Here is a 23,544-nt window from a genome sequence, read left to right as displayed (position 1 = left end):
CTCTCTCAGGCCCGCGGATGGGCTTGTGTATACACGCGTTCCAGGTGTTCACGCGCCGTGTGGGTGTAGATTTGCGTACTCGACAGCGAGCTGTGCCCGAGCAATTCTTGGATGGCGCGCAGGTCGGCTCCGTTGTCGAGCAGGTGCGTGGCAAACGTGTGCCGCAAGGTGTGCGGCGAGATGTGTTGCATGTCCGCACATAGTAGTACGTACTTATCGAGAATTCGTCGCACACTGCGGTCAGACAATCTCGTGCCGTTTTTGTTCAAAAAAAGCGCGTGCCCGGCAACGCCTCCCGCGACTTGCCAAAGCGACGGACGTCCGTGGGCCAGATAGTTCTGCAGCGCTTTCAGAGCTTGACTTCCCAGCAGCACGAGCCGTTCCTTGGCCCCTTTGCCGAACACGAGCGCCATGCCTTGGCTCAAATCGAGATCCGGAATGTCCAACGCGACCAACTCGCTGACCCGAACGCCCGAGGCGTACAGAACTTCAAGCAAAGCACGATCGCGCAGACCCAGCGGCGTCGAGGTATCCGGGGTGTTCAGCAACCGGTCGACGGCATCCTGATAGAGAAAGGTCGGGAGCTTCTTCTCCAATTTCGGTGACCGCACTTCTTTGGCGGGGTTCTTCTCCACCCACCCCTCCCGGCGCAAAAACTCATACAGAGAGCGCAACGCCGACAGTTTGCGGGCGATTGATTTTTTCTCATGCGTTCGGGAGAGACGGCCCATGAACGTGCGGACATCCAGATAGGACACCCGCTCAAACTCACGAAGCTCTTCTCTCAGCATGAAATTCACGAATTGCTCGATGTCAGAAAAATAATGGTCGAGCGTATGGTCGGACACGCGCTTCTCAACGGCGAGATACTGCATGTATAGGTCGACTTGGTGTTCCATAGCCGCCGGCCAATGCAGATCCTCTCTCGGTTCTTCCATCGACTCTCCCTGCCTTTCCTGCATCCCTATGTACAAAAACCAACGTTTATGCAAGTACGCGAAAAGGCGTTTCGGCACTCCTCCGCCTCGAAACACCTTTTCGCTTGGATCGTCGTTTACAGTTCGTGCGTGGAAGTGAAATCTGCGAGTGCGGCCAGTGCGCGCTCAGAGATTTTTTCGTTCTTCTCCGCTTTGTTGCGAATCTTTTTCTCCAGCGGCGGCAACAGGCCGAACGTTGCGTTCATCGGCTGGAAGTTTTTCGAAGACGTGTGCGTGATGTAGTGCGCAAGCGACCCGATCGCCGTGATGTCCGGGAAGACCAGCGGTTCCTTGCCTTCAAGCAGTCGGGACGCGTTGATCCCTGCGATGAGGCCGGCCGCCGCCGACTCAACGTACCCTTCTACACCGGTGATCTGCCCGGCGAAGAACAGGTTGTCCCGCACCTTGGTCTGATAGGTCGGGCGCAAGAAGTTCGGCGAGTTGATGTACGTGTTGCGATGCATGACGCCAAATCGCACGATCTCCGCGTTCTCAAGCCCCGGAATCAGCTTGAAGACACGGGACTGGTCGCCCCACTTCAAGTGCGTCTGGAAGCCGACCATGTTGTACAAGGTCGCCGCTCCGTTGTCTTGGCGCAACTGCACGACGGCAAACGGAGTTTTGCCCGTGCGCGGGTCAGGCAGACCGACCGGCTTCAACGGGCCGAACAGCATCGTCTGACGTCCGCGCTTCGCCATGACTTCGATCGGCATACAACCTTCGAAGAACACTTCCTTCTCGAATTCCTTGAGCTGCACCACTTCGGCGGTGATCAACGCTTCATAGAAAGCATTGAACTCCTCCTCCGTCATCGGGCAGTTGATGTACGCCGCTTCGCCCTTGTCATAGCGAGAAGCCACGAACACTTTTTCAAAATCGATGGTGTCCTTCGAGATGATCGGAGCCGCCGCGTCGTAGAAGTACAGATACTCCTCGCCGGTCAGATCCGCAATCGCTTTCGAGAGGTCGGGCGAAGTCAGCGGACCCGACGCGATGATCACGATGCCGTCTTGCGGAATCTCGGTGAGTTCATCGCGGATGACGTTGATGTTCGGGTGGTTCAGCACACGCTGAGTGACGTTCTCGGAAAAAGTGTCGCGGTCTACCGCCAGCGCGCCACCTGCAGGAACTGCGGTCGCGTCCGCCGAGGTGATGATGACGGAATCCAAGCGGCGCATCTCTTCCTTGAGCAAACCGACGGCGTTGGTCAGCGACGCGCCGCGCAGGGAGTTGGAGCAGACGAGCTCGGCGAAGTTTTCCGTTTTATGAGCATCCGTCTTGCGAACGGGACGCATCTCGTAGAGGTTGACAAGGTGACCGCGTTTCGCGATTTGCCATGCGGCTTCCGAACCTGCGAGACCTGCCCCGATGACGGTGATGGGTTGAGTCATGGTGTGTAAACTCCTTTCAATGGAGAAGCCCCATCAGAAAAAAGCACAGGGCTGCTAGGAGCCCTGTTTGCTTTCCGCTGATTCGACTTCTTCTTTGTGATCGCACTCTGCTGACGAGCAGGCGATCGTTTCCTTGCCATCGCCTTTGCCGGAACGCTTGAGCACCATCGGCTGCGAACATTCCGGGCAGGCCTTGCCGACCGGGCGATCCCAGATGATGAAATCGCATTCCGGATAGTGGTTGCAACCGAAGAAGACACGACGGCGTTTGCCACGGCGTTCCACCAGTTGTCCTTCGGCACATTTCGGGCACGCCACGCCGATTTCTTTGAGAATCGGCTTGGTGTTGCGGCAATCCGGGAAGCCCGGGCAAGCGAGGAACTTGCCGAAGCGTCCGTGTTTGTAGACCATCAGTTTGCCGCACTTTTCGCACTCGACGTCCGACACTTCGTCTTCGAGCACGACGTGCTTCATTTCTTCCTCAGCGACTTTCAGGTCTTTCTCAAAGTCGCCGTAGAACTCCTTGAGCACTTTCACCCAATCGATGTCGCCGTCCTCCACTTCGTCGAGGTTCTGCTCCATGTTTGCAGTGAAGTCAACGTCGATGATCTGCGGGAAAAACTCTTCCATCATTTCATGGACGATCTCGCCAAGTTCGGTCGGGACGAAGCGTTTTTCCTCAAGCAAGACGTAGCCGCGTTTCTGGATCGTCTCCAGCGTCGGTGCGTAGGTCGAAGGACGGCCGATGCCGATCTCTTCCATCGTCTTGACGAGTCGTGCTTCGGTGTAGCGCGGCGGAGGCTGCGTGAAGTGCTGCTTGGGATCGAGCGGCGGTATCTGGAGAACTTGGCCCTCTTCCAGCGGCGGGAGGAACTTCTCGTCCTCGTCTTTGCCTTCCTTGCCTTCGTCGTTTCCTTCAATATAAAGGGTCATAAACCCGGGGAACTTGATCTTCGAACCGGTTGCCCGGAACTTCACATCGCCGGCGAGGATGTCGACGGTCATCGTGTCGAGCACGGCCGACGCCATCTGCGACGCAACGAAGCGATCCCAGACTAGCTTGTAGAGACGGAACTGGTCACGGCTGAGGTATTCCTTGACCTTGTCCGGGTGACGAAGAACGGAGGTCGGTCGAACCGCCTCATGCGCTTCTTGTGCGCCCTTGGACTTGGTGTTGTAGTTGCGGGTTTCCGGCGGGTAATAGTCGGCCCCAAAACTTTCGATGATGTATTCGCGGGCTTCTTCTTGGGCGACCGGCGAGATGCGGACAGAGTCGGTACGCATGTACGTGATCAAACCGACGGTTCCTTCCTCCCCGATGTCGATCCCCTCGTAGAGCTGTTGCGCGAGCGACATCGTCTTCGCTGCACGGAAGTTCAGCTTGCGGGCTGCTTCCTGTTGCAGAGTCGAGGTGGTGAACGGCGCGGACGGGTTGCGGCGGCGTTCGGTCTGCTTGACGGAGTGAACGCGGTATTCGGCGCCCTCCAGCTTTTTTAGAATCTCTTGAACGTCGGATTCCGATGTAAGTTCCTTTTTTTCCTCTCCGAATCCGTGGAATCTGGCGTCAAACTTGGATTTGTCCATCTGGAAGTTCGCAGTAAGCGTCCAATACTCTTCCGGTGTGAACTCACGGATCTCGTTCTCACGGTCGATGATCAAGCGACACGCAACCGATTGTACACGTCCGGCCGACAGCCCTTTTTTGACTTTCTTCCATAATAATGGGCTGATTTGATACCCGACGAGGCGGTCGAGAATCCGGCGTGCTTGTTGCGCGTTGACGAGGTTCATGTTGATCGAACGCGGGTGTTTGAACGCGTCTTTGACAGCGTCCTTGGTGATCTCGTTGAACACGACGCGGCAGTCGCCCGACGTGTCTACATCCAAGATATGAGCCAGGTGCCAGGCGATGGCTTCCCCTTCGCGATCGGGGTCGGCCGCCAGAAAGACTTTTTTGACTTTCTTGCGCGTGTCGCGGAGTTCCTTGAGCACGTCGCCTTTGCCACGAATGGTTATATATTTCGGAGAGAAGTCGCTCTCCACATCGACCCCTATTTGAGACTTAGGCAGGTCGCGGACATGACCCATCGAGGCTTTTACGACGTATTTCTTGCCCAGATACTTCCCGATGGTCTTCGCTTTTGCCGGAGATTCGACAATGACTAGGTAGTCAGCAGCCACGACTCTCTCCCCCTTTCTTCTCTAATTTGTGTGGAATTGGTACCTTCCAGCTATAAGCAATATGTACCAATTTATAACACAGTATCCTCGTGATGTCACGGAGTTTGTATTCCTCTGCCTACCACTTTATTCGTTTTCGTCCTTAATTTCAAGATCGGATGTAACGACCTCCGGGAAGCGCATTCACAAGACCCAGCAGTTGCAACTGCAACAATTGCGTATGGAGAACGCCTGTAGAAAGCCCGGTTCCAAGCAACAGATCGTCGAGCTGACGTTCAAACGGGCCGATCATTTCGAGAATTTTGAGAGCTTCAGGTGGGAGATTTTGCATGAGGGAAGTAGAGGTAGAAGTGGAGGTGTTGATTGTCTCTTGAGGAGAGACATTAAAGTCTTCGAGGATGTCCTGTGAAGAGAGCACCAATTTCGCCCCTTGTTGAATCAAGCGGTTGGTGCCCGCACTTTGATCGGAGGTGATCAGGCCGGGGATGGCATAGACGTCGCGACCTTGTTCAAGAGCTTGGTCGGCGGTGATCAACGAACCGCTTCGCGCTCCTGCTTCGACGACGAGAACGCCTTGGGAGAGGCCGGAAATCAGTCGGTTGCGGGCGGGAAAGTTGCCAGGGCGGGCATCCATGAGCGGATGGTGTTCAGACAACAGACAGCCGTGTCCGTCGGCGATGGCGCGTGCGAGTGGTGTGTTCTCACGGGGATAGAGTTTCAAAAGTCCGCTGCCAAGCACGGCGAGCGTTCGACCCCCGGCTCCCACCGCAGCCGAATGAGCGATGGTGTCGATGCCTCGGGCAAATCCGGAGACGATCGTCAACGCGCGGGAAGCGAGGTCTGAGACGAGCTTTCGGGTCACGAGTTTGCCATAGGAAGTGGGATTGCGGGAGCCGACAACGCCGAGGGCACTGTCTCCTGTGGGTGGAAGGTCCCCCAAAATGAACAACCCGCTCGGCGGGTCGTAGAGGTTGTACAGCGAAGTGGGAAATTCGGGGTCGAGCACGGTGACAAACGCAATGCCGTGGGGTTCATACAACCTCCGCAGAGCCACCGGATCAAAAGCCGCTCGGCCCTTGGCGAGCGCCTGCACGATGTTTTTGCGCACCCCTGCGCCGCGAATCATCTCGTCCGCATCGGCTGTCCAAATCGCCCTCCAATCCCCGAAATAATCCTGCAGAGCCCGCACACTGAGAGAGCCTACCCCCTGTGTCGTGCAAAGCCAGAGAATGACATCACGATCCTGCATCATCCAACGCTCCTCTCACGATCAAACGGTGAAAAAAGAGGCTCCCTCTACGGGAGCCCCTTTTCCAGAAATACGATGCTTATTTCTTGACGAGAACTTGGTCGTACATACCCTTTTCCTTGAGCAGTGCCACCATGGTGGAACCGAGGTCGGACGGGGTCGGAGCAACTTTGATGCCAGCTGCTTCCATTGCAGCGATTTTCTCAGCTGCGGTGCCTTTGCCGCCGGAGATGATCGCGCCGGCATGACCCATGCGCTTGCCCGGAGGTGCCGTTGCGCCTGCGATGAAGCCGACAACCGGCTTGGTGCAGTTCGCTTTGATCCACTCAGCCGCTTCTTCTTCAGCCGTACCGCCGATTTCGCCGATCATGATGATCGCGTCGGTGTCCGGGTCGTTTTGGAACAGTTCCAGAACGTCGATGAAGTTCGTGCCGTTGATCGGGTCGCCGCCGATACCGACTGCGGTCGATTGGCCGATGTTCTCAACGGTGAGCTGGTACACAGCTTCGTAGGTGAGGGTACCGGAACGGGAAACAACGCCTACGCGGCCCGGGGTGTGGATGTAGCCCGGCATGATGCCGATCTTGCATTCGCCCGGCGTGATAACGCCCGGGCAGTTCGGACCGATCAGGCGGGTGCGCTTGCCTTCCATGTAACGGCGCACTTTCACCATATCGAGAACCGGAATGCCTTCGGTGATGCAGATGACGAGGTCGAGGTCAGCGTCTACCGCTTCCAGGATGGAGTCAGCTGCGCCAACCGGCGGTACGTAGACAACGGCAACCGTTGCGCCGGTTTTGTCCTTTGCTTCTTGGATGGTGTCGAACACCGGGATGCCGTCTACTTCCATGCCGCCCTTGCCCGGGTTGACGCCCGCTACCATTTGCGTGCCGTATTCGACTGCACCTTGTGCATGGAAACGACCCGTTTTGCCGGTCAGGTTGATGGTCATGACCTTCGTGTCTTTATTGATCAGAATCGACATTGGAATACCTCCTCCGCTCGGTAATTATTTCACCAGTTCAACGATCTTCTTCGCAGCGTCAGCCAGAGAGTCAGCCGCTACGATGTCCAGACCGGATTCGTTGAGCAATTGCTTGCCTTTCTCAACGTTGGTACCTTCCAGACGAACGACGAGCGGGTGGCTCAGTTTGACTTCCTTCGCAGCTGCGATAACGCCTTCTGCGATGGTGTCGCACTTCATGATGCCGCCGAAGATGTTGACGAGAATGCCTTTTACGTTCGGGTCAGCCAAGATGATCTTGAAGGCTGCGGTTACTTTCTCCGTGGTCGCACCGCCCCCAACGTCGAGGAAGTTCGCAGGCGTGCCGCCGAAGTGGTTGATGGTGTCCATGGTCGCCATCGCCAGACCTGCGCCGTTTACCATGCAACCGATGGTGCCATCGAGTGCGATGTAGGTCAGGTCGAACTTGGAAGCTTCGATTTCCTTCGGATCTTCTTCGTCGAGGTCGCGCAGTTCGGAGATGTCGGTGTGACGGAACAGCGCGTTGGAGTCGAAGTTCAGCTTCGCGTCGAGCGCGACAACTTTGCCGTCGCCGGTAACGACGAGCGGGTTAATTTCCGCGATCGAGCAGTCGTTGTCAACAAATGCAGCGTAGAGCGCTTGCATGAACTTGACAGCTTGGTTGACGAGTTCCTTCGGGATGTTGATCGCAAACGCGAGCTTGCGAGCTTGGAACGCCGAGAGACCGACAGCCGGGTCGATTGCTTCTTTGAAGATTTTCTCCGGAGTCGCAGCTGCGACTTCCTCGATTTCGGTGCCGCCCTCTTCAGATGCCATGAGGACAACGCGCTGGGTCGCGCGGTCTACAACGACGCCGATGTAGTATTCCTTCTTGATGTCGGACAGTTCTTCGACCAAGAGGCGCTTGACTACTTTGCCTTCCGGACCGGTTTGGTGAGTGACCAACGTCATCCCCAAAATTTGTTCTGCATATGTACGAACTTCGTCCAGGGTTTTGGCAACTTTAACGCCGCCTGCCTTACCACGGCCGCCTGCGTGAATTTGCGCTTTGACGACGCCTTTGCCGCCGAGTTCTTCTGCGATTGCAACTGCCTCATCTACAGTGAAAGCCACACGGCCATTCGGAACAGCGACGCCATACTTTTTCAAGACGGCTTTGCCTTGATACTCGTGAATGTTCATTCCGCTTCCTCCTCCACGTTCTATGCATGATCACATGCGAAAAAATGGTTTTACACCAAAACTGTATATTCGACTCCATTCGCCACTTCCCTGCATGCCCGTAAATAGTCGAAATCTTTACTTAAACTTCTGCTCGCTCTCGTATTGTACGCGGGCTTTGCAGGCTTCACAGACATGGACGGGGGCGTCCCCATACTTCGCTTGATTGAGATCCCCGATTACAGATGCCTCGATATCCGAGGTGGAACCGCACATCGTGCAGCGCAGTGCATACTCGTTCGCCATAGGTGGTCACTCCTTGTGCAAGAATGGTCACAGATGGTACATAGTATGCAAGTTTTCGCCTTCCGTCATCCCTTGCAGGCGGGGTGGAACTAATGGTTGACCTTCTTGACACCTTTGTCTGTCAAGCCGGACTTGTCGCTCTCCCAGTTTTCGTCGGTGTCGTCCATGATGTCCAAGATGCGGGCTACGACCTCTGCGATCGTATCGCGTCCATACAGTTCGTCGCCCAGTTCTTTCTCCATCGCGTCCATGACATCAAGTACAAATTGTTCGTCGAGATAGAGTTCCTTGGAAACCTTTTGAACAACCATCTCGCGGACGGCAGACTTCTCCATAAGCACAGCCTCCCTTCCCACAAAAACTCCTCTCCTATCATAATTCAGTTGTTAGCAAAACACAAACCTCTTGATTGTCAGGAACAATTTGGAAGAGTATACTTGAATCATTATCATAAGAAAGGGCTGAATTCTCTGTGAAAAAAAAGTTACATTCCCTCTTGCTTGCCACGGCCGTCTTGGCAGCTCCACTGGCCGCAACCCTTCCGCAACAAGCATTTGCATATGCTACACCCACTCATTCCCTCATTAAGCAAGAAGCGTTCGTCGACCTACATAACTTCTACCCGACACGTGCCATCAATGACAACTACGCCGTCTACCTCACAGCAGACCGCTCCCAAGTCATTCTCTTAGATATCAAAACCAACGTGGAAACCGCCATCTACACATCGGAACAAAGCCTGCTGAGTTCCGTCGCTCTCGACAACTCCACGGTCGCATTCGGCGATGCAGACGGCGTCTACACCTACGACCTGACTTCGAAATCGGTGAAAAAAGTCTCCACCGACGCACGCGCCGGTTTCGTCCAAGGGATTGCCAACGGCAAACTGGCATTCGTGACCGCCAAATACGAACAAGTCGAGATGTACGAAAACACCTCCGACTACGAAAACTACAACTACACCGCTCCGACGGAATTCTTCTATGACCTGAAATCAAAGTCTTCCGTCACCCTCACGAATTTCCCGCAACAAAACAACGCCCTCTACGGCCGTCTCGTCGGCGACTGGATCTTGACCGCGCCGGTCACCAAGACGAGAACGTCCTACGCAGAGACGATCACTTCGCACAAAGCCGTCACGGGCTATAACATCGCCACCAAGCAGACGTTTAAAACCAAAGATCTGGAGTACGGCACGCTCGGCTTTACGATCAACGCCAAGGGCGACCTCTACTTCGCGCACCCGACGAAAGACACGACCTTTGACCAACCGAGCCAGAACATTCTGGAGAAATTCAACATTCAGAGCCAAACTTATTCGACCGTACTGCCAAGCAGCAAACTCAGCGCGCTCGTCACCGATGTCAACGCAGACGATGACGGCCGTGTGCTTCTCAACAACGGGGGTCGCGTCGAACTCTACGACCCGACGCACACCGACATCACGCCGATGCATCTGTCCAAGGATCACACCATCAGCGACAGCATAAACTTCTATAGTGGAGCCGGTTATTGGTGGACGGATGAGGACGGTTTGGTCACCGTACAAAAAGCCAACCTCGCCCAAACCATCATCGACAAGATCGACGCTGACAAAAAAGCGATCGAAGACGCCGCCAAAGCCGAAGCAGACCAGCAAAAAGCGGACGAAGACGCCGCCAAATACGCCCAATGGGTCAAAGACAACAAAATGGACCGCCAACAGCTCACGATCAAGATCGGTTCTGCTGAAACCTACTGGAACAGAACTCCGCTCAAAGCCGGCACCCAAGAAACCACCTACGAAGACGTGGCTCCGTACGTGGAAAACGACCGAACGATGGTTCCCCTGCGCCTGATCGCCGAATTCCTCGGAGCGAACGTCTCTTGGGAAGGTGCCCTGAACATGACTCTGATTGACAAAGGCAACGATGTCATCGGCATCGTCGAAGGCGACAAAGAAGCGCTCGTCAACCTCAAACCCGTGCAAATGGATGTCGAGCCGGTTGTGAAAAATAACCGCATGCTCGTCCCGCTGCGCTTCATCATCGAAAACCTCGGCGGCGACGTCAAATGGGATGAAACGACCCAGTCGATCACCATCTACGGCTACACCAACCGAGACTAGTCAGATTGGAGTTGGAATCTGTGAACGTTCTTGACGCGATCCTGACCCGTCGCAACGTAAAACAATTCAAACCGGACCCCGTTCCCCGTGATAAAGTGCAGGAATGGTTGCACGCCGCTTCCTTTGCCCCGAACCATCGGATGACCCAACCGTGGGAAATTCTCTGGATCGGTCCGGAAACACGCGCCCAAATCCCGCACAAAAACAACTTCGGCGGTGCCCCCACCCTGCTCGCCGTGCTCTCGACGCCCGCCCACACATCCGTAGACCGCGACGAGCACTATGCCGCCGTCTCCTGCTTTCTCCAGAACTTCATGTTGGCGGCCCATGCGGAGGGCGTCGGCACCGGCTGGTCGTCCGCCGGCCTCTCGGAAAAAGTCCGCCACATTCTGGGCGTCCAACCGGGCTACGAAGTCGTCGGCATCATCCCCGTCGGCTATCCCGAAGCAGAACCTGCTCCCAAAGAGCGTGCGCCCATCGTTACCAAGATCAAAGACCTGCCGTAACCGAAAAAAGACACCTCCCCACAGATGTGGAGAGGTGTCTTTTTTCATAGCCCCGCTTGTCCGGCTCTTACTTCGGCACGATCGGGCCGTACGTCTTCTCAGGCGCACTGTCCAGTTGATACCAAGTACCTTGGTATTCGAAGCGGTCTTCGAAGACGTTGACGATCCGCTTGCCGTTCGCCGTGTCGGCGATGAACGTCACCGTCGGCGGGCTTTTGACGACGTCTTTGATATCGAGCTTCGTCGCGCTCTTCAGCACAGGGACGAGAAGTGCCACTTTGTCCTTGGCTTCTTGATCTTGAAAAATCCAGTTATTGCGCAAGTCGGTATCGGTCTTGGTGAGCATCTCCAAGCGAGTTGCGCTGGAAAGGTCATCCAAAGTAGCCGCTTGTGTCGATTGTTGTTGACCGGAATTGCCGGATGGAGTGCCGGGTTGCGATGAGCAGCCCGCCGTTGCCAGGAGCACGGCAGCTCCGAGGATGAGGGTCCAAGTTTGACGCATGGGAGTTCCTCCGTTCACGATGTTGAGACTCATTCCTTACTTTCGCTCTCGACCGCGAGCTTGTCAAGCCGTTTTTACCAATTCGGGACGCGGGTCCGGCACGACGAAGCGCAACCAGACGGCGTTGACGAGCAAGAACGTGCAGGAGACAAAAAACAAAGTCGAGATGCCGAAATGGCCTCCAATATACCCGCCGACGTTCGGTCCGCATAAATTGCCGATGAACATCGCGGATGTGCTGTAGCCAAAGATCCGCCCTTGCATCTCCGTTGGTGCCACGGAGCGCAACAACGAGTTGACTTGCGGCATCAAACCTCCCATGCACATGCCAAGACCGAAGCGACAGATCATCAACTGCCACGGGGCGGTGACGAAAGCTTGCGGCAAGTACATCAGCGCCGCGCCGCAGAGAGCAAGCAAGAGCACGCGCTTGTAGCCGATGCGATCGCCAAGTTTCCCGAGTCGCGGGGAGAACAAAATGTTCGCAAGCCCCGTTGAAGCGGTTACCATCCCCGCCAGCAGTGCCACGTTCTGCGAGTTTGGAGACAACTGCGAGACATACACCGACATCAGCGGGTCGATCATCATCATCGAGAACGTGATCAGAAACGCCACGACGAACATCGGCCACACCGGTTTTAATTTACGAATTTCCGTGACGAGACCGCCGAGGCGGCTTTTCTTGGCAGGAGTGAGGCCGTTTGCGGCCACGTCCGCTTTTTTCGCCGGTACTTTGAATTCTTCCTTGACGAGGAGGAACACGATGAGCGTGGCCGTCAGCAGCAGTCCTGCCGTGACGAGAAAGACATGGCGGAACCCGAGGAAGTTCGCCAATACGCCGCCCATCAGCGGACCGATGATTTGCCCGGACACCCCGCCTGTTGCCAACGTGCCCAGCGCATAGCCGACATGCTCTTTCGGAGTATTCGTCGCCATCAGCGACACGGCCGCTGGGATGAAGCCGGAGACAACTCCCATGGCCAAACGCAAAAAGAACAACTGCGTCACATCGGTCGTGAACCCCATAAGTGCCATGACGACCGCCATGCCAAGAGACGAGCGAAGCAACATCACTTTGCGCCCGGTTTTGTCAGACAGTGCCCCCCAGATCGGGGCAAAGATCGCCGACGCCATAAACGTGGCGGAGAACACCAAGCCCGCCCATTTCGTCAACTCCTCCGGATCGGTCACCCCGAGATCCTTTATGTAGAGAGGCAAAAAGGGCATGACGAGGCTCATCCCGGCCATGACGGTGAAGTTGGCGAACCACAGCACCAACAGATTGCGTTTCCAAAGTTGCATAGACTTTCCTTCTTTCTATGATGTACAATCACCTCAAGACAAAACGATCAAAAGGCCAGGTGACGTCCCATCATGTCTTCTACAACCGAATTTCTCGTACAAGTGCGTGGTCTGGTCACACGTGAAGCCAACTTGCAATATTCTGACTTCACGGAGGGACCACTGAGTCCGCATCTGGATGTACATCCAATTGTACCTCAGTTTACGGGAATTGCGACTCCCATTTCTTCGCTTTTCGAAATGGTTTCTCCGCTTTCCGAGAGCACACACGTTATTTTTCACGCTAGCGACGAATTTCAAGCCACGATTCCACTTGAAGAACTTCAACATGCGCTCCTGCTCTTCCAACAAGACGAGAAGCCGTTGAAAAAAGGCTTCCCCGTGCGCCTGATCGTCCCGAACGGGTCGAGCGAATGCTTGAACGTCAAATCGGTCGTCAAAATCGAGTTCGTCCACCATACAGAGCCCGAAGAGAAAGCGACATTCGGTTTCAAAAACCTCGTCGCACCGACCGAGTTGTAGCAAGAAAACCCCCGCTGGTGAGACGGGGGTCGATATGCTACATTGGTACAAAGGTCTACCTATTGTCAGCAGAAAGGGTGGTGCCCGATGAACCAACAGGACTTTTGCTGTGGATTGACGATGGTCGCACTCCTTCGGAGCATCTACTCCGAAGGCGGCGTCCTCGTGCACGACGTGCCGATGCTCGTCTGCCCGACCTGTCACAAGAGCCACATCGTGCCGGATCTGGAGTTTGACTACATCATGCTCACCCACTACTGTGAAACGGACCGCGTGAAAGCCACGTCGCTTCGGGAAACGGTCGGAGAGAGCAAAGTGGTTGACGCACTCGCCAAGTACCCGGAGGATGAGCGGATTCGCACCGGCCGCCGTGTCGTGCCCCAGCAATTCGACTCTGTGCTCGACTTGATCAACGTCGCCAAATCCATGGGAGACACGACGTGGCATAACGAACTGATGGAGCAGTTGAAAAAACTGTCGTCCTACCAGCAGATCAAGTCTCGCTAAAGTCACCCGCGATGTAGTTGTGGTGATAGTTGCGCAGATGATTTTTGTACTGCACGAGGTTGTGCTTTCTGCAAAACTGTTCGAATTCCTCGTTCGTCATGTCTTTCTGGACGACGGCGCTGTTTTTCGGGTAGAAGCCATCCATCGTCTTGTCATGCTGCATCATGTGGTGGAAGGCATCGTTGTACAATTGGACTTTGAACATGGACGGGCCTCCTCCTTGATTTGAAGTACCTATAGCATATGTAATCGAACAAAAACGTAACGCCCCCAACTTTTGCCGTCGGGGGCGTTTATGTTTCGTGATCTTCTTCGATTTTACAGTCCGCGTTGAGCATGACTCTCTCCTTGTTCCTCTGTCGATTTGACGCCCTCACAGGATTCGCATCGGTTTTGGGATCGGCGGATTTCGTCACCCTCGAAGAAGCCACCACAGTCGAGGCACACGTATTCCAACCCTTTCACCTCCTTCCACTTATCTATACTTCCATTATAAACGAAACTCTTCAATTGTGCGACCTTCATCACCTCAAGTAGAAAAATTGTCACACTCTGCCAGAGTGCCAATCCTCCGAACTTCCCTCCCTCTATCCTTATGCAGAAGTTGACGATTCTGTACAATACTTTCCCATTTTTTGCCGAATCGACTCGAAATATTTGCGATGGAAGGATTTTCATTTTATTAATCGAAGTAATGGAGTAGTAAAAAAATCAATCTTTACTGGGGGCTGAGACTATGCAAGAAGTGTCCTTTCGCTTAGATGGTAAGATTGCATTCGTCACGGGAGGTGGCCGCGGCATCGGGAAAGCGCTTGCGCTCGGGTTGGCTCAAGCCGGTGCCGACGTCATCGTGGTAGCCAATACGAAAGACGAAGTGACCGTCGCCGCACGAGAAATCGCCGAGATGACCGGACGCAACACGCTGGCTCTGTGTTGTGATGTAAGCGACCCCGCCAAAATCGAAACGGCTGTAAACCAAGCCATGGAGCGTTTTGGACACATTGATATCTTGATCAACAACGCCGGAATTGGCTTTGTGAAGTCCGTTATGGACGTAACGGCTGAGGAATGGAGCCATGTGATGGATACCAATTTGCGCTCAGCACTCCTCTTGTCGCAGCGCATCGGCCGCCAAATGATCGAGCGCGGCTGGGGTCGCATCGTCAACGTCGCTTCCGTCAGCGCCGGTTTGACGTTCGGCATGCTCAACGCCTATGGCCCCAGCAAGGCAGGGCTCGTCAACCTCACCCAGATGCTCGGCAACGACTTGGGGCGTCACGGGGTCACCGTCAACTCGATCTCCCCCTGGTTTATCAAGACGGCGATGACCGAAGAAGCGTTGAAAACGGAAGAATTCCGCGAATTCTCCACCACGAGAACCCCGATTGGCCGCATCGGAAATCCGGAGGACCTCGTAGCACCGGTGCTGTTCTTCTGCTCGGAGAGCTCCGGGTATGTGACTGGACAGAACTTATTCGTGGACGGCGGCGCGACAACGTTCGGCATGTAAGTGCGGGATGTCTCGTACCTCACCCCTTTCAACCTCATGATATGTTGCGTGGGAACTCCTTCGGTGGAACCATGCACGAGAGAGCCTTTTAGGCTCTCTCTCTATTTTCTAGGGGGTTTTTCGACACATGTATGCGCAAGTAAACACATTGGCGTTGTATGGGTTGCAAGGGGTGTTGGTGCAAGTGGAAATCGACCTGGCCCAAGGTCTGCCGGGCTTTGAAATCGTCGGGTTGCCCGATAATTCGGTGCGCGAGGCCAAAGACCGCGTGCGGGCCGCCATGCGCAATTGCGGGCTGGAGTTTCCACAGAAGCGCATCACGGCGAACCTTGCCCCCGCTCATCTGCGCAAAGAGGGTTCCGGTTTTGATTTGGGCTTGGCGCTCGGCATCCTCCTCGCGGCGGAGCTTGTGCCTGCGAATGCTCTCTCCGGCGTGGCACTTGTCGGGGAGTTGGCGTTGGACGGCAGCATCCGTCCCGTGCGCGGGATGTTGTCGCTGGCGTTGGGAGCTCGGGAGCATAAGCTTCATACGCTGGTCGTCTCCTCAGCTTGTGCGCCGGAAGCCGCGTTGGTCAGCGGGTTGAAAGTGATCGGTGTGGATTCGCTTGGGGACGTGTTTCGTTGGCTGACAGGTCGTTTGGAATTGTTGCCGACCGCAGTCCATCCTGCATCCGAAGAGACCGCTTCAGCGGGTGGAGAGGATTTTTCAGAAATCAAAGGTCAACCGCACGTGAAGCGGGCTTTCGAGATCTCTGCTGCGGGCAATCACAACATCCTGTTGATCGGCCCGCCCGGCAGCGGCAAGACGATGCTCGCCAAACGGATGCCGACGATCTTGCCCGCTCTCACGTCGCGCGAGTCGCTTGACGTGACGCAAGTACACAGCGTGGCGGGCTTGTTGGCGGAGGAAATCGGACTGTTGCGGACGAGACCGTTTCGCACGCCGCACCATACGATTTCAACAGGGGGCTTGATCGGTGGCGGGACGATTCCCCGCCCCGGCGAAGTGAGTTTGGCGCATGGAGGCGTGTTGTTTCTCGATGAGTTGCCGGAATTTCGCAAGTCGGTGTTGGAAGTGCTTCGCCAACCGATGGAGGACGCACAAGTGACGATCTCTCGGACACAGGCGACGTATACGTTTCCGAGCCGTTTCTTGCTGGTGGCGGCGATGAATCCCTGTCCGTGCGGTTTCTACGGATCGGACTACAAGCCCTGCACGTGTACACCGCCCATGATTGCCCGCTACCAAAACAAAATCTCCGGGCCGCTGTTGGACCGGATTGATTTGCATGTGGAAGTGCCTCGCGTGACGTACTCCGACATTGTGAACACGGCACTTGAAGAGTCTTCCTCGGAAATTTTGACACGGGTGATTCGCGCCCGCGATGTGCAAGCGGCACGCTTTCCCGATCGGACGTCACCTTACAATGCAGCCATGTCCCCTACGGATACCCGCCTGTACTGTGACATGTCCGTCGACGCGAGGACCCTTTTGCAAAAAGCGTTCGACAGGCTGGGGTTGTCCGCCCGCGCCTATGAACGGGTGCTCAAAGTGGCGCGCACGATTGCAGACTTGGCGGGAAGTGTTGGGGTCGAGGAAGCTCATGTGGCGGAGGCTGTGCAGTACAGGACTCTGGATCGACATCCAAACCCCCTTTCCTAACAAGATTTGTGCGTTGCTCTCCCCCCTCTCAAACCCGTATTCTACATGATAGATACACGAATTTGAGAGAGGGGATGGCCCGTGAAAAAGTGGTTTTTGCTGCTGTCTGTCGTCCTCACTCTGGCACTTCTGCTTCCCGCACATCCCAGAGCTGTGGCGGCTGTAGAGCCGACCGTATCGGTCGTACCGGACAAGACCGTCACGCTCACATTTGACGACGGTCCCGACCCGCGCTTCACGCCGCAGATTCTGGACATGTTGAAAAAACGCCACCTGCAAGCGACGTTCTTTGTCGTAGGACGCAACGCGTTGGAACACCCGGACCTCGTGCGCCGCATCGCCCGAGACGGTCACACCATCGCCAACCATACGCTGACTCACCCGCACTTGGAAACGCTCAAGCCCACGCAAGTCAACGCTGAACTGCAAGGCGGTGACGCAGCTCTAACGGCCGTAGTTGGCCCGAGCTTCGCGGTTCCCCACTTCTTCCGCCCGCCGCGCGGCAATGTCTCGCCCGCGATCTTGACCACCACGGAGCAACTCAATAAGCAACTGATTCTCTGGAACGTCTGTGTCGAGAACCATACCACGACGACGCCTCAGCAAGTGGAGCAACGCGTGATGAGCTTGATTCACGAGCGTCACGGCGGCATCTTGCTCGCTCACGACGGCGAACTCGATCGAACGCTGACCGTACAATCTCTGCCGCGCATCCTCGACGACCTGCAACGCGAAGGCTTTCATATCGTTCCGTTGCAAACCTATCTGGACGCACAGCAGCAATCTATGGGGCAACATGCTTTGTAAAAAAACTCGCCGGGAGTTCTCACGAGCGAGTTTTTTTGCGTCTGCGGGGTCCCTGACCGAGTCGCCCGAGCCAGAAACCGCCGAGAAGTCCGGCGATCAACCAGAGGAGAGAAGCGAAGAGTGTGAGGGCTTTGACGGCCTGCACCGCGAGAGAGCCGAGCAGAATCGAGAGCAGGAGTAAGATCGGTGCCGCTGCCAACCAAGGTTGACGACGCAACCGCATTTTCATCTTCCAAACCGGGGACCCGATCTTCATCGTGGGACTTCCCTCCTTTTGCCCTATCTATATGCGCAGCGGTGAGCAACTATTTTCCAACGAAAAAACGGCATGTCCTGCACAGGCGCAGGCATGCCGTTTTGCTTTATTTTTTCGGAGATTTGGTCGGTTGTTTCTTGGCAGTGGCTTTGGTTTTGGATTGGTTGGATTGCGCGTTCTTCATCCGGCGCTGAATCTGTGCCAATTGCTTCTGGTTGAGGTTCATGCCCATGCCCTTCGCCATCGTCGCGATCTCCGTATCGGACATCGTCATGTTCTGCATCTTGTTGCGCAGGTAGTAGACGCCGCCGAGCGCGCCCAGAACCAGCCCGAGAATAAAGGTACCGATTGCTACGAGAGTTGTTACCATCGAGAGTTTGCCCCCTACTTGTCTTAATCCATACTAGTATACTACAGAACTTGTACGTAATTCCACTGTTGTCCAAACTCCTGCCGAAAAGGTATGATAGAGGGAACATTTGGAAAGGACGTGGCAAGATGAGCAACCTTCTCATTCGTCCAGTGCGGGCCGATGATGCCGAGCGCATTTGGGAGATCAGCTTGCAGGAGGATGTAATGCCGTATGTCTTGAACACTCCGAGCTTGCGGGTGGAGACGATGCAGGAGCAGTATGCGAAGCCGCAACCGAACTCCCACCAATTTGTCGCGGAGATCGACGGTCGTGTGGTGGGGCATATCGGGATGAGTGCGTTTACGGGGCGTCGCTCGCATATCGGGTATCTGTATCTCTTCGTGGATTCGACCTGTCAGGGTCAAGGCGTGGGGACGGAGATGTTGAAGAAAGTGATCGACCTCGCCGACAATTGGCTTCGGTTGGAGCGGTTGGAGTTGGGCGTGCTTTCACACAATCCACGGGCTCAAGCGTTGTACGAACGGCTCGGATTTGTCGTCGAGGGTCGCAAGGTCGGTGCGAATTTTTCGCAGGGGCAGTTTGTGGACGAGATCATCATGGCTCGGTTTCGACCGGGCGGTGTGTTGAGCGAGGTATAGAAAAAAGCGCCCCATGAGTGGGCGCTTTTTTTGTTAGAACGCGTGTTTGAGGTGGTACAAGTCACGAACTCGAAACGGATTGCGATCCACGTAGACGGTGATGACATCGAAGCGAATGTCGCGGTAGATGGTGTCCTCCGCCGGGCGTTCGTGGAGGTAGCAGGAGGCCATCTTCCGCACTTGGCGCTGTTTGCGCCAGTCTACAGACTCTTCGGCGGTACCGAACGTGCGGGTGGATCGCGTGCGAACTTCAACGAAGACCAACGCGTCGCGGTCAATCGCTATGATATCCAACTCTCCTCCACGTCGTCGCCAGTTCCGGTCGATGATCCGGTAGCCCAAGTGTAGCAAGAAGTCTGCCGCCACACGCTCTCCAAAATCCCCAAGTTGCTTGCGCGGGTCGGTAGAGACGCGTTGCTTGGAAGTAGGTTTTTGCTTCGCCCTCGTAGCGGTTTCCTTTTTCGCCGAGATTTTTGGGTTGTTCCCGTGGGTTTCGTGGTTGTTCATGACTGGGCACCTCTATTCAGTTGTGTATGAAGTTGTAGGGTCAGCGGTCGCGTTTGTCGAGCCTTTGGACGAAGGCGAGGACTTCGGCGACGACTTGGTAGAGTTCGGCGGGGATTTCTTTGCCGATTTCGAAGGCGAGCAACGTTTCGACCAGCGCTCGGTCTTCGTGCATCGGGACGCCGGAGTCCTGCGCGAGAGACAGGATGTGATCCGCGACGGCCCCCCGCCCGGAAGCGACGATGCGCGGGGCGGTGTCTCGGTCATGGTTGTACTGCAGCGCGACCGCTTTCTTCGGCGGTGTCGGTTTCTTGTCGTCGGAGGCCAACCCTCCACCTCCTTTCGCTCTCCCATTTTCAGCGGCTACATCCGCAGGTCAAGACTGCTTTGCGTCAACAACGGCGGCAACAACGGAAGTTGCCGACCTTCTTGCAAGGGTTGCTTTTCTTCCACTTTCAGCACGCCGAGATGATAGCCCACGCCCTGCAACTTGTCACGCAGATCGCGCTGCTCGGCCGCTTCAATCTGCACCGTCTCTTTATCCTCCGAAACGAATCGCACGCCGACCACACGGTCTACGATGTGCAGATGAATATCAAGCGGCCCCAAGTTCGGCATGTCGAGTCGGAACAACACATAGCAGTTCGACGGGTCGAGGCTTTTCTGCCCCGGCCCTTTGCGCGACATCACGTGGAGTTCCACCGTCTGCTCTCGTCCGTTCATCTGTAGAGGAACGGCACTGAACTGGTAGAAAAGGTCAGACCTTTGCTGTGTCTGTCCCGGTGTGCTCATCAACTGTTGGCCCGTCAAGTTGTTCAGCAACGTGCTGACATCATCCGCGAGAGCCCCGTGCCCTGCAGCCGTCAGTTCGGCGGCGGAACGTTGGACGTTGAGAAGAGCTTCTTTGAGACTCGATCCCTGCTGTTCGGTCGTGAAACTGTTCAAGGCATTCTGAACGGCGTCCCGCACCACAGAAGCATCACTGTCTGCCGGGAGACGGCGCAGGGCCGCTCCGAGGCGTTCTTCAAATGCGAGACCGAGTTGCTTGGCTTTGTCGCGCAAGGAGTCGGCCGACGTGTTCGCGTCCTTCGCCAGATCGTGTACCACCTTCGACAGTTGCTTGAGGGAGTCGCGGGCACTTTCCCGGGGCGAAGAGAGTTTGTCATCGACAGCATTCCCGTCCGCTTGTGTCGGGAGCGGTCGAGAATTCTTATTTTCCGGGAAAGCAGACTGAGTTCGCTCAGGACCGGAGTGTGTAGCCGGTGGTTCGGTTTTCGCAGATGCCGCCGGAGAAGAGGTCTGCTCTTGAGTCCGTTCTGTCGTCGAAGTCGGGGGTTGTTCGGCGACGTCGGGGCTTGCAGAAGTCGGCGCTTGAAACGCCGTCGGCTTTGCCTCAGCGTCGGCCGTCGCATCTGTCGCCTGAGCGGACGACGCGTTCGATACAACTTGGGGTGCCGGTTTCGGCGCATTCGATTCTGTAGCCGAGGTTGCAGTCTGAGTAGTCGTGCCAGTCCCTTGCGTTTGGCCCGTTGCAGGGCTCGAAGCCCCTTTTGATGCCTCCGTCTGCCCTGACGATACAGCGGTAGCGGACGCGCCGCTTTTTTCCCCGTCGGTGAGGATGTTGTCCAGCGAGGCTGCGACGCTCGTCAGCAGTTGATGCAATTTCGGTCCGTTGTCGAGCGCATCCATCGCCTGAAACGTCGAAGGGTTGATCGGGATGCCGAGCTCCGCCATCTTGCCAAGCGTTGCCACCTGTGCGGGCGTCGGCGCACTTCCCAGCGACTTCAGCACCTGCCCCGCCTGCTTCAAAACATCCGGATTCAACGGCAGACTGCGCGAGACGAACTCCTGTACCATCGCTTTCATCTCGTCCCCCTCGGGCACTTGCAAGGCGTTCAAGATGCTCGCGAGGTCCATCTGCATAGCTTTGCCCGTATCACCGCGCATCGGCTGGCCGACCAGCTTCAATTCAAGCGCCCCGCGCATTTGCTCTCCGGTCACCAACAGATCCAGTTGATCTCCCGGCTGCAGATGCGCTTCGACTTGCGCCCGTACTTTGGTGTTGCCGATCATGAGCCAAGCTTCCGACTTGTTGTTGCTTAGAAACTCCATCAGAGTGGCCCGAACCACGGTGCCCACTTTGAGTTCCAACTGGCCGCCGGCATCCTTCGCCCCTTGGAGCGTCTGCATCATGATCTTCGCCATCTGCCCGGTGCTGATGCGCATCCCGATCTCCTCCTCTACCTACAAATCAAACCCGTCGAACAAAGTCCCCTGCACCTGCAATTTTTTGCCGACCGGGGCGAACGACGTGCGATGAATCGGGCAAGGCCCGTACTCCTCCAACGCCGCCATGTGATCGGTACTTCCATAGCCCTTGTTCCGATCGAATCCGTACTGCGGGTAGAGCTGTGCATACTCCACCATCAACCGATCCCGCGTCACTTTTGCGAGAATCGAAGCCGCTGCAATCGAGAACGAAGATGCATCCCCTTTGACAATCGCTTCATACGGTTGTGTCACACCGGGAATCTTCAAGCAGTCGGTCAACAAAAAGTCCGGCATCAGACCAAACCGTGCCTGCATCTCCCTCAGCGCTCGTCGTGCCGCTTCAAACGTTCCCTGCAAAATGTTGTGTTCATCTATATACGCTTCGTCCACGACACCGACTCCGTACGCCACCGCACCTTCGCAGATGAGGTCATACAGTCGCTCGCGAACGTCTTCCTTCACTTGTTTGGAGTCGTTCAGGCCCGGTAATAAAATACCGTCCGGCAACATCACAGCCGCCGCCACAACAGGCCCGGCCAACGGCCCGCGCCCCGCTTCGTCAATTCCCGCGATGAGCTCAAAGCCCTGCTCGCGGCATCTGCGTTCATAGCTCCACATGCGGTCTTGAAACGCCGCTGCGTCGACGAGGCGTTTTTGTTCCCGCAGATAGGTTTCGATCAGTTTGCGAACCCCGGCGCGCTCGTCGCCTTGGATCGTCTTGATCTGGCGGGCGTTCGGGGTGTTTGTCAGGAGCCAGTCTCGGACGTCCCCGACGGTCATGGTGTCAACTTCAAACTTCTTGCGCGGCATCCGTAGGTCTCCCCTCTCTATCCCTATTCCATTCGCCAATCCACCGGTCGAATCCTGTAGAATACAGCAAAAAACCACCGCGTTACTCCACGGTGGTTTCTTCCGGTGTTGCCTCTTCTTGCACTTGCTTTTGCTCCGGTTGCACTTGCTCTTCGACTTGTTCCTTCAGTTCGTTCGGGTTCTCCAACGAGATCCGCCCAAACTGCCCGCCACGAAACTCGCGGATCAGCAGTTTCCACGTCGCTTCGAGGTCCACGACGTTCCCTTGGCGCAGGAAGCCGCGCTTACGGCCAATCGCTTCGATCGCCTCACGCGGGTCCTCCGGCAACGATTCGAGGTTGTAACGGCTCTCCAACACGCCCTTGTACAGCTCGTTCATCAGCTTGACGATGAAGATGGCAACCGGCTCCGTGTCGAGAATTTCCTCTTTGATCGCACCGGTGGCAGCGAGACGAAGACCCACTTGCTGGTCTTCGAACTTCGGCCAGAGAATCCCCGGCGTATCGAGCAGTTCGAAGTCCTTGCCGACTTTGATCCATTGCTGGGCTTGGGTAACGCCCGGTCGGTCGCCCGTTTTGGCGATGGTTTTCTTGGCCATGCGGTTGATCAGCGACGATTTGCCGACGTTCGGGATGCCGAGGATCATTGCACGGGTCGCACGCGGGCGGATGCCCTTTTTCGCCATCGCTTCAATTTTAGGAGCGAACAGACGCTTTGCTTCTGCTGCGGCCTTGGGCAGTCCTTCGCCCTTGATCGCGTTGATCGGCAGCGCATCGAGCCCCTTGGCGCGGAAATACTTCACCCATTGATCGGTAATACGCGGGTCTGCGAGATCGGCTTTGTTCAAAAGCACCAGGCGCGGCTTGTGCTGTACGATCTCGTCCATCATCGGATTGCGGCTGGAAAGCGGAAGACGTGCGTCCACCAGTTCCATGACGATGTCAACCAGTTTCAGCTTCTCGGTGACTTCCCGGCGCGCTTTCGCCATATGGCCGGGGAACCATTGAATGGTCATG

26 protein-coding genes are annotated in these 23,544 nt (G+C 55.9%); 8 read left to right on the top strand and 18 right to left on the bottom strand.

Translation table 11 applies throughout. The annotated features are described in order from the left end of the window. Positions 1 to 5 precede the first annotated feature (5 nt). The 8 genes from xerC to JJB07_RS20065 all read right to left on the bottom strand — a co-directional run bounded on the left by xerC (position 6) and on the right by JJB07_RS20065 (position 8,585). A complete protein-coding gene (gene xerC, locus JJB07_RS20100; protein WP_236588243.1) occupies positions 6 to 938 on the bottom strand; it encodes a tyrosine recombinase XerC in 933 nt (310 codons plus the stop codon). 116 nt (positions 939 to 1,054) lie between these two features. Continuing rightward, a complete protein-coding gene (trmFO, locus tag JJB07_RS20095; RefSeq protein ID WP_201637899.1) occupies positions 1,055 to 2,368 on the bottom strand; it encodes an FADH(2)-oxidizing methylenetetrahydrofolate--tRNA-(uracil(54)-C(5))-methyltransferase TrmFO in 1,314 nt (437 codons plus the stop codon). A gap of 54 nt (positions 2,369 to 2,422) precedes the next feature. Continuing rightward, positions 2,423 to 4,549 carry a type I DNA topoisomerase gene (topA, locus tag JJB07_RS20090; protein WP_201637898.1) on the bottom strand — a complete coding sequence of 709 codons (2,127 nt, stop codon included), beginning with the start codon at positions 4,547 to 4,549 and terminating at the stop codon, positions 2,423 to 2,425. Positions 4,550 to 4,697: 148 nt separating this feature from the next. Further along, on the bottom strand, positions 4,698 to 5,801 hold the full coding sequence (dprA, locus tag JJB07_RS20085; RefSeq protein ID WP_201637897.1) for a DNA-processing protein DprA: 1,104 nt from the start codon (positions 5,799 to 5,801) through the stop codon (positions 4,698 to 4,700). A 76-nt stretch (positions 5,802 to 5,877) separates the two neighbouring features. Continuing rightward, entirely contained in the window at positions 5,878 to 6,783 is a 906-nt protein-coding gene (gene sucD, locus JJB07_RS20080; protein ID WP_201637896.1) for a succinate--CoA ligase subunit alpha, read from the bottom strand. Positions 6,784 to 6,807: 24 nt separating this feature from the next. Continuing rightward, entirely contained in the window at positions 6,808 to 7,965 is a 1,158-nt protein-coding gene (gene sucC, locus JJB07_RS20075) for an ADP-forming succinate--CoA ligase subunit beta (RefSeq protein ID WP_201637895.1), read from the bottom strand. Positions 7,966 to 8,082: 117 nt separating this feature from the next. Then, positions 8,083 to 8,250, bottom strand: coding sequence for a hypothetical protein (locus tag JJB07_RS20070; RefSeq protein WP_201637894.1), 168 nt, complete (start codon positions 8,248 to 8,250; stop codon positions 8,083 to 8,085). 89 nt (positions 8,251 to 8,339) lie between these two features. Next, complete coding sequence (locus JJB07_RS20065) at positions 8,340 to 8,585, bottom strand: hypothetical protein (protein ID WP_201637893.1); 246 nt, start codon at positions 8,583 to 8,585, stop codon at positions 8,340 to 8,342. Between the two features lie 137 nt (positions 8,586 to 8,722). Between JJB07_RS20065 and JJB07_RS24445 the strand changes: the two genes are divergently transcribed. Then, positions 8,723 to 10,357: a stalk domain-containing protein gene (locus tag JJB07_RS24445; RefSeq protein ID WP_201637892.1), complete on the top strand. Its 1,635-nt coding sequence runs from the start codon at positions 8,723 to 8,725 to the stop codon at positions 10,355 to 10,357. Between the two features lie 20 nt (positions 10,358 to 10,377). Further along, the gene (locus JJB07_RS20055; protein ID WP_201637891.1) at positions 10,378 to 10,863 is read left to right on the top strand and encodes a nitroreductase family protein; all 486 of its coding nucleotides are present in this window, start codon (positions 10,378 to 10,380) and stop codon (positions 10,861 to 10,863) included. Positions 10,864 to 10,930: 67 nt separating this feature from the next. Here the strand turns inward: JJB07_RS20055 and JJB07_RS20050 are convergent, their stop codons facing one another. Both JJB07_RS20050 and JJB07_RS20045 read right to left on the bottom strand, forming a co-directional pair. Further along, entirely contained in the window at positions 10,931 to 11,365 is a 435-nt protein-coding gene (locus JJB07_RS20050; RefSeq protein ID WP_201637890.1) for a hypothetical protein, read from the bottom strand. Positions 11,366 to 11,428: 63 nt separating this feature from the next. Then, a complete protein-coding gene (locus JJB07_RS20045; RefSeq protein ID WP_201637889.1) occupies positions 11,429 to 12,667 on the bottom strand; it encodes an MFS transporter in 1,239 nt (412 codons plus the stop codon). Between the two features lie 72 nt (positions 12,668 to 12,739). Here JJB07_RS20045 and JJB07_RS20040 point away from each other — a divergent pair, with 72 nt between their 5' ends. Beyond that, on the top strand, positions 12,740 to 13,189 hold the full coding sequence (locus JJB07_RS20040; RefSeq protein ID WP_201637888.1) for a molybdopterin-dependent oxidoreductase: 450 nt from the start codon (positions 12,740 to 12,742) through the stop codon (positions 13,187 to 13,189). A gap of 87 nt (positions 13,190 to 13,276) precedes the next feature. Next, a complete protein-coding gene (locus JJB07_RS20035; protein WP_201637887.1) occupies positions 13,277 to 13,696 on the top strand; it encodes a hypothetical protein in 420 nt (139 codons plus the stop codon). Here the strand turns inward: JJB07_RS20035 and JJB07_RS20030 are convergent. After that, positions 13,683 to 13,901: a hypothetical protein gene (locus JJB07_RS20030; protein ID WP_201637886.1), complete on the bottom strand. Its 219-nt coding sequence runs from the start codon at positions 13,899 to 13,901 to the stop codon at positions 13,683 to 13,685. The genes JJB07_RS20035 and JJB07_RS20030 overlap by 14 nt on opposite strands. A 531-nt stretch (positions 13,902 to 14,432) precedes the next feature. Here JJB07_RS20030 and JJB07_RS20025 point away from each other — a divergent pair. The 3 genes from JJB07_RS20025 (at position 14,433) to JJB07_RS20015 (ending at position 17,676) form a co-directional block, all read left to right on the top strand. Beyond that, positions 14,433 to 15,206: an SDR family NAD(P)-dependent oxidoreductase gene (locus tag JJB07_RS20025; protein WP_201637885.1), complete on the top strand. Its 774-nt coding sequence runs from the start codon at positions 14,433 to 14,435 to the stop codon at positions 15,204 to 15,206. A 127-nt stretch (positions 15,207 to 15,333) separates the two neighbouring features. Next, a complete protein-coding gene (locus JJB07_RS20020) occupies positions 15,334 to 16,869 on the top strand; it encodes a YifB family Mg chelatase-like AAA ATPase (protein ID WP_201637884.1) in 1,536 nt (511 codons plus the stop codon). Between the two features lie 81 nt (positions 16,870 to 16,950). After that, a complete protein-coding gene (locus JJB07_RS20015; RefSeq protein ID WP_201637883.1) occupies positions 16,951 to 17,676 on the top strand; it encodes a polysaccharide deacetylase family protein in 726 nt (241 codons plus the stop codon). Positions 17,677 to 17,695: 19 nt separating this feature from the next. Here JJB07_RS20015 and JJB07_RS20010 read toward each other — a convergent pair whose 3' ends face one another. Both JJB07_RS20010 and JJB07_RS20005 read right to left on the bottom strand, forming a co-directional pair. Further along, positions 17,696 to 17,932 (bottom strand): hypothetical protein, encoded by a 237-nt coding sequence (locus JJB07_RS20010; RefSeq protein ID WP_201637882.1) that lies wholly within the window; start codon positions 17,930 to 17,932, stop codon positions 17,696 to 17,698. Positions 17,933 to 18,038: 106 nt separating this feature from the next. Further along, positions 18,039 to 18,302 (bottom strand): YneF family protein, encoded by a 264-nt coding sequence (locus JJB07_RS20005; RefSeq protein WP_201637881.1) that lies wholly within the window; start codon positions 18,300 to 18,302, stop codon positions 18,039 to 18,041. Positions 18,303 to 18,430: 128 nt separating this feature from the next. Here JJB07_RS20005 and JJB07_RS20000 point away from each other — a divergent pair, with 128 nt between their 5' ends. Then, positions 18,431 to 18,943 carry a GNAT family N-acetyltransferase gene (locus tag JJB07_RS20000; protein ID WP_201637880.1) on the top strand — a complete coding sequence of 171 codons (513 nt, stop codon included), beginning with the start codon at positions 18,431 to 18,433 and terminating at the stop codon, positions 18,941 to 18,943. Positions 18,944 to 18,976: 33 nt separating this feature from the next. Here the strand turns inward: JJB07_RS20000 and JJB07_RS19995 are convergent, their stop codons facing one another. The 5 genes from JJB07_RS19995 to ylqF all read right to left on the bottom strand — a co-directional run bounded on the left by JJB07_RS19995 (position 18,977) and on the right by ylqF (position 23,543). Continuing rightward, complete coding sequence (locus tag JJB07_RS19995; protein WP_201637879.1) at positions 18,977 to 19,450, bottom strand: YraN family protein; 474 nt, start codon at positions 19,448 to 19,450, stop codon at positions 18,977 to 18,979. A gap of 40 nt (positions 19,451 to 19,490) precedes the next feature. Continuing rightward, positions 19,491 to 19,775: an EscU/YscU/HrcU family type III secretion system export apparatus switch protein gene (locus JJB07_RS19990; RefSeq protein ID WP_201637878.1), complete on the bottom strand. Its 285-nt coding sequence runs from the start codon at positions 19,773 to 19,775 to the stop codon at positions 19,491 to 19,493. Positions 19,776 to 19,810: 35 nt separating this feature from the next. Then, positions 19,811 to 21,673, bottom strand: coding sequence for a flagellar hook-length control protein FliK (fliK, locus tag JJB07_RS19985; RefSeq protein WP_201637877.1), 1,863 nt, complete (start codon positions 21,671 to 21,673; stop codon positions 19,811 to 19,813). Positions 21,674 to 21,691: 18 nt separating this feature from the next. Next, positions 21,692 to 22,528: a ribonuclease HII gene (gene rnhB, locus JJB07_RS19980; RefSeq protein WP_236588242.1), complete on the bottom strand. Its 837-nt coding sequence runs from the start codon at positions 22,526 to 22,528 to the stop codon at positions 21,692 to 21,694. An 82-nt stretch (positions 22,529 to 22,610) separates the two neighbouring features. Beyond that, positions 22,611 to 23,543, bottom strand: coding sequence for a ribosome biogenesis GTPase YlqF (gene ylqF, locus JJB07_RS19975; RefSeq protein ID WP_201637876.1), 933 nt, complete (start codon positions 23,541 to 23,543; stop codon positions 22,611 to 22,613). Position 23,544 lies beyond the last annotated feature (1 nt).

It is taken from the genome of Tumebacillus amylolyticus, assembly GCF_016722965.1.
GTDB classification, from domain to species: Bacteria; Bacillota; Bacilli; order Tumebacillales; family Tumebacillaceae; genus Tumebacillus; species Tumebacillus amylolyticus.
The sequence above is the reverse complement of the archived record's forward strand: the minus strand, read 5'-3'. Positions and strand labels throughout refer to the sequence as shown.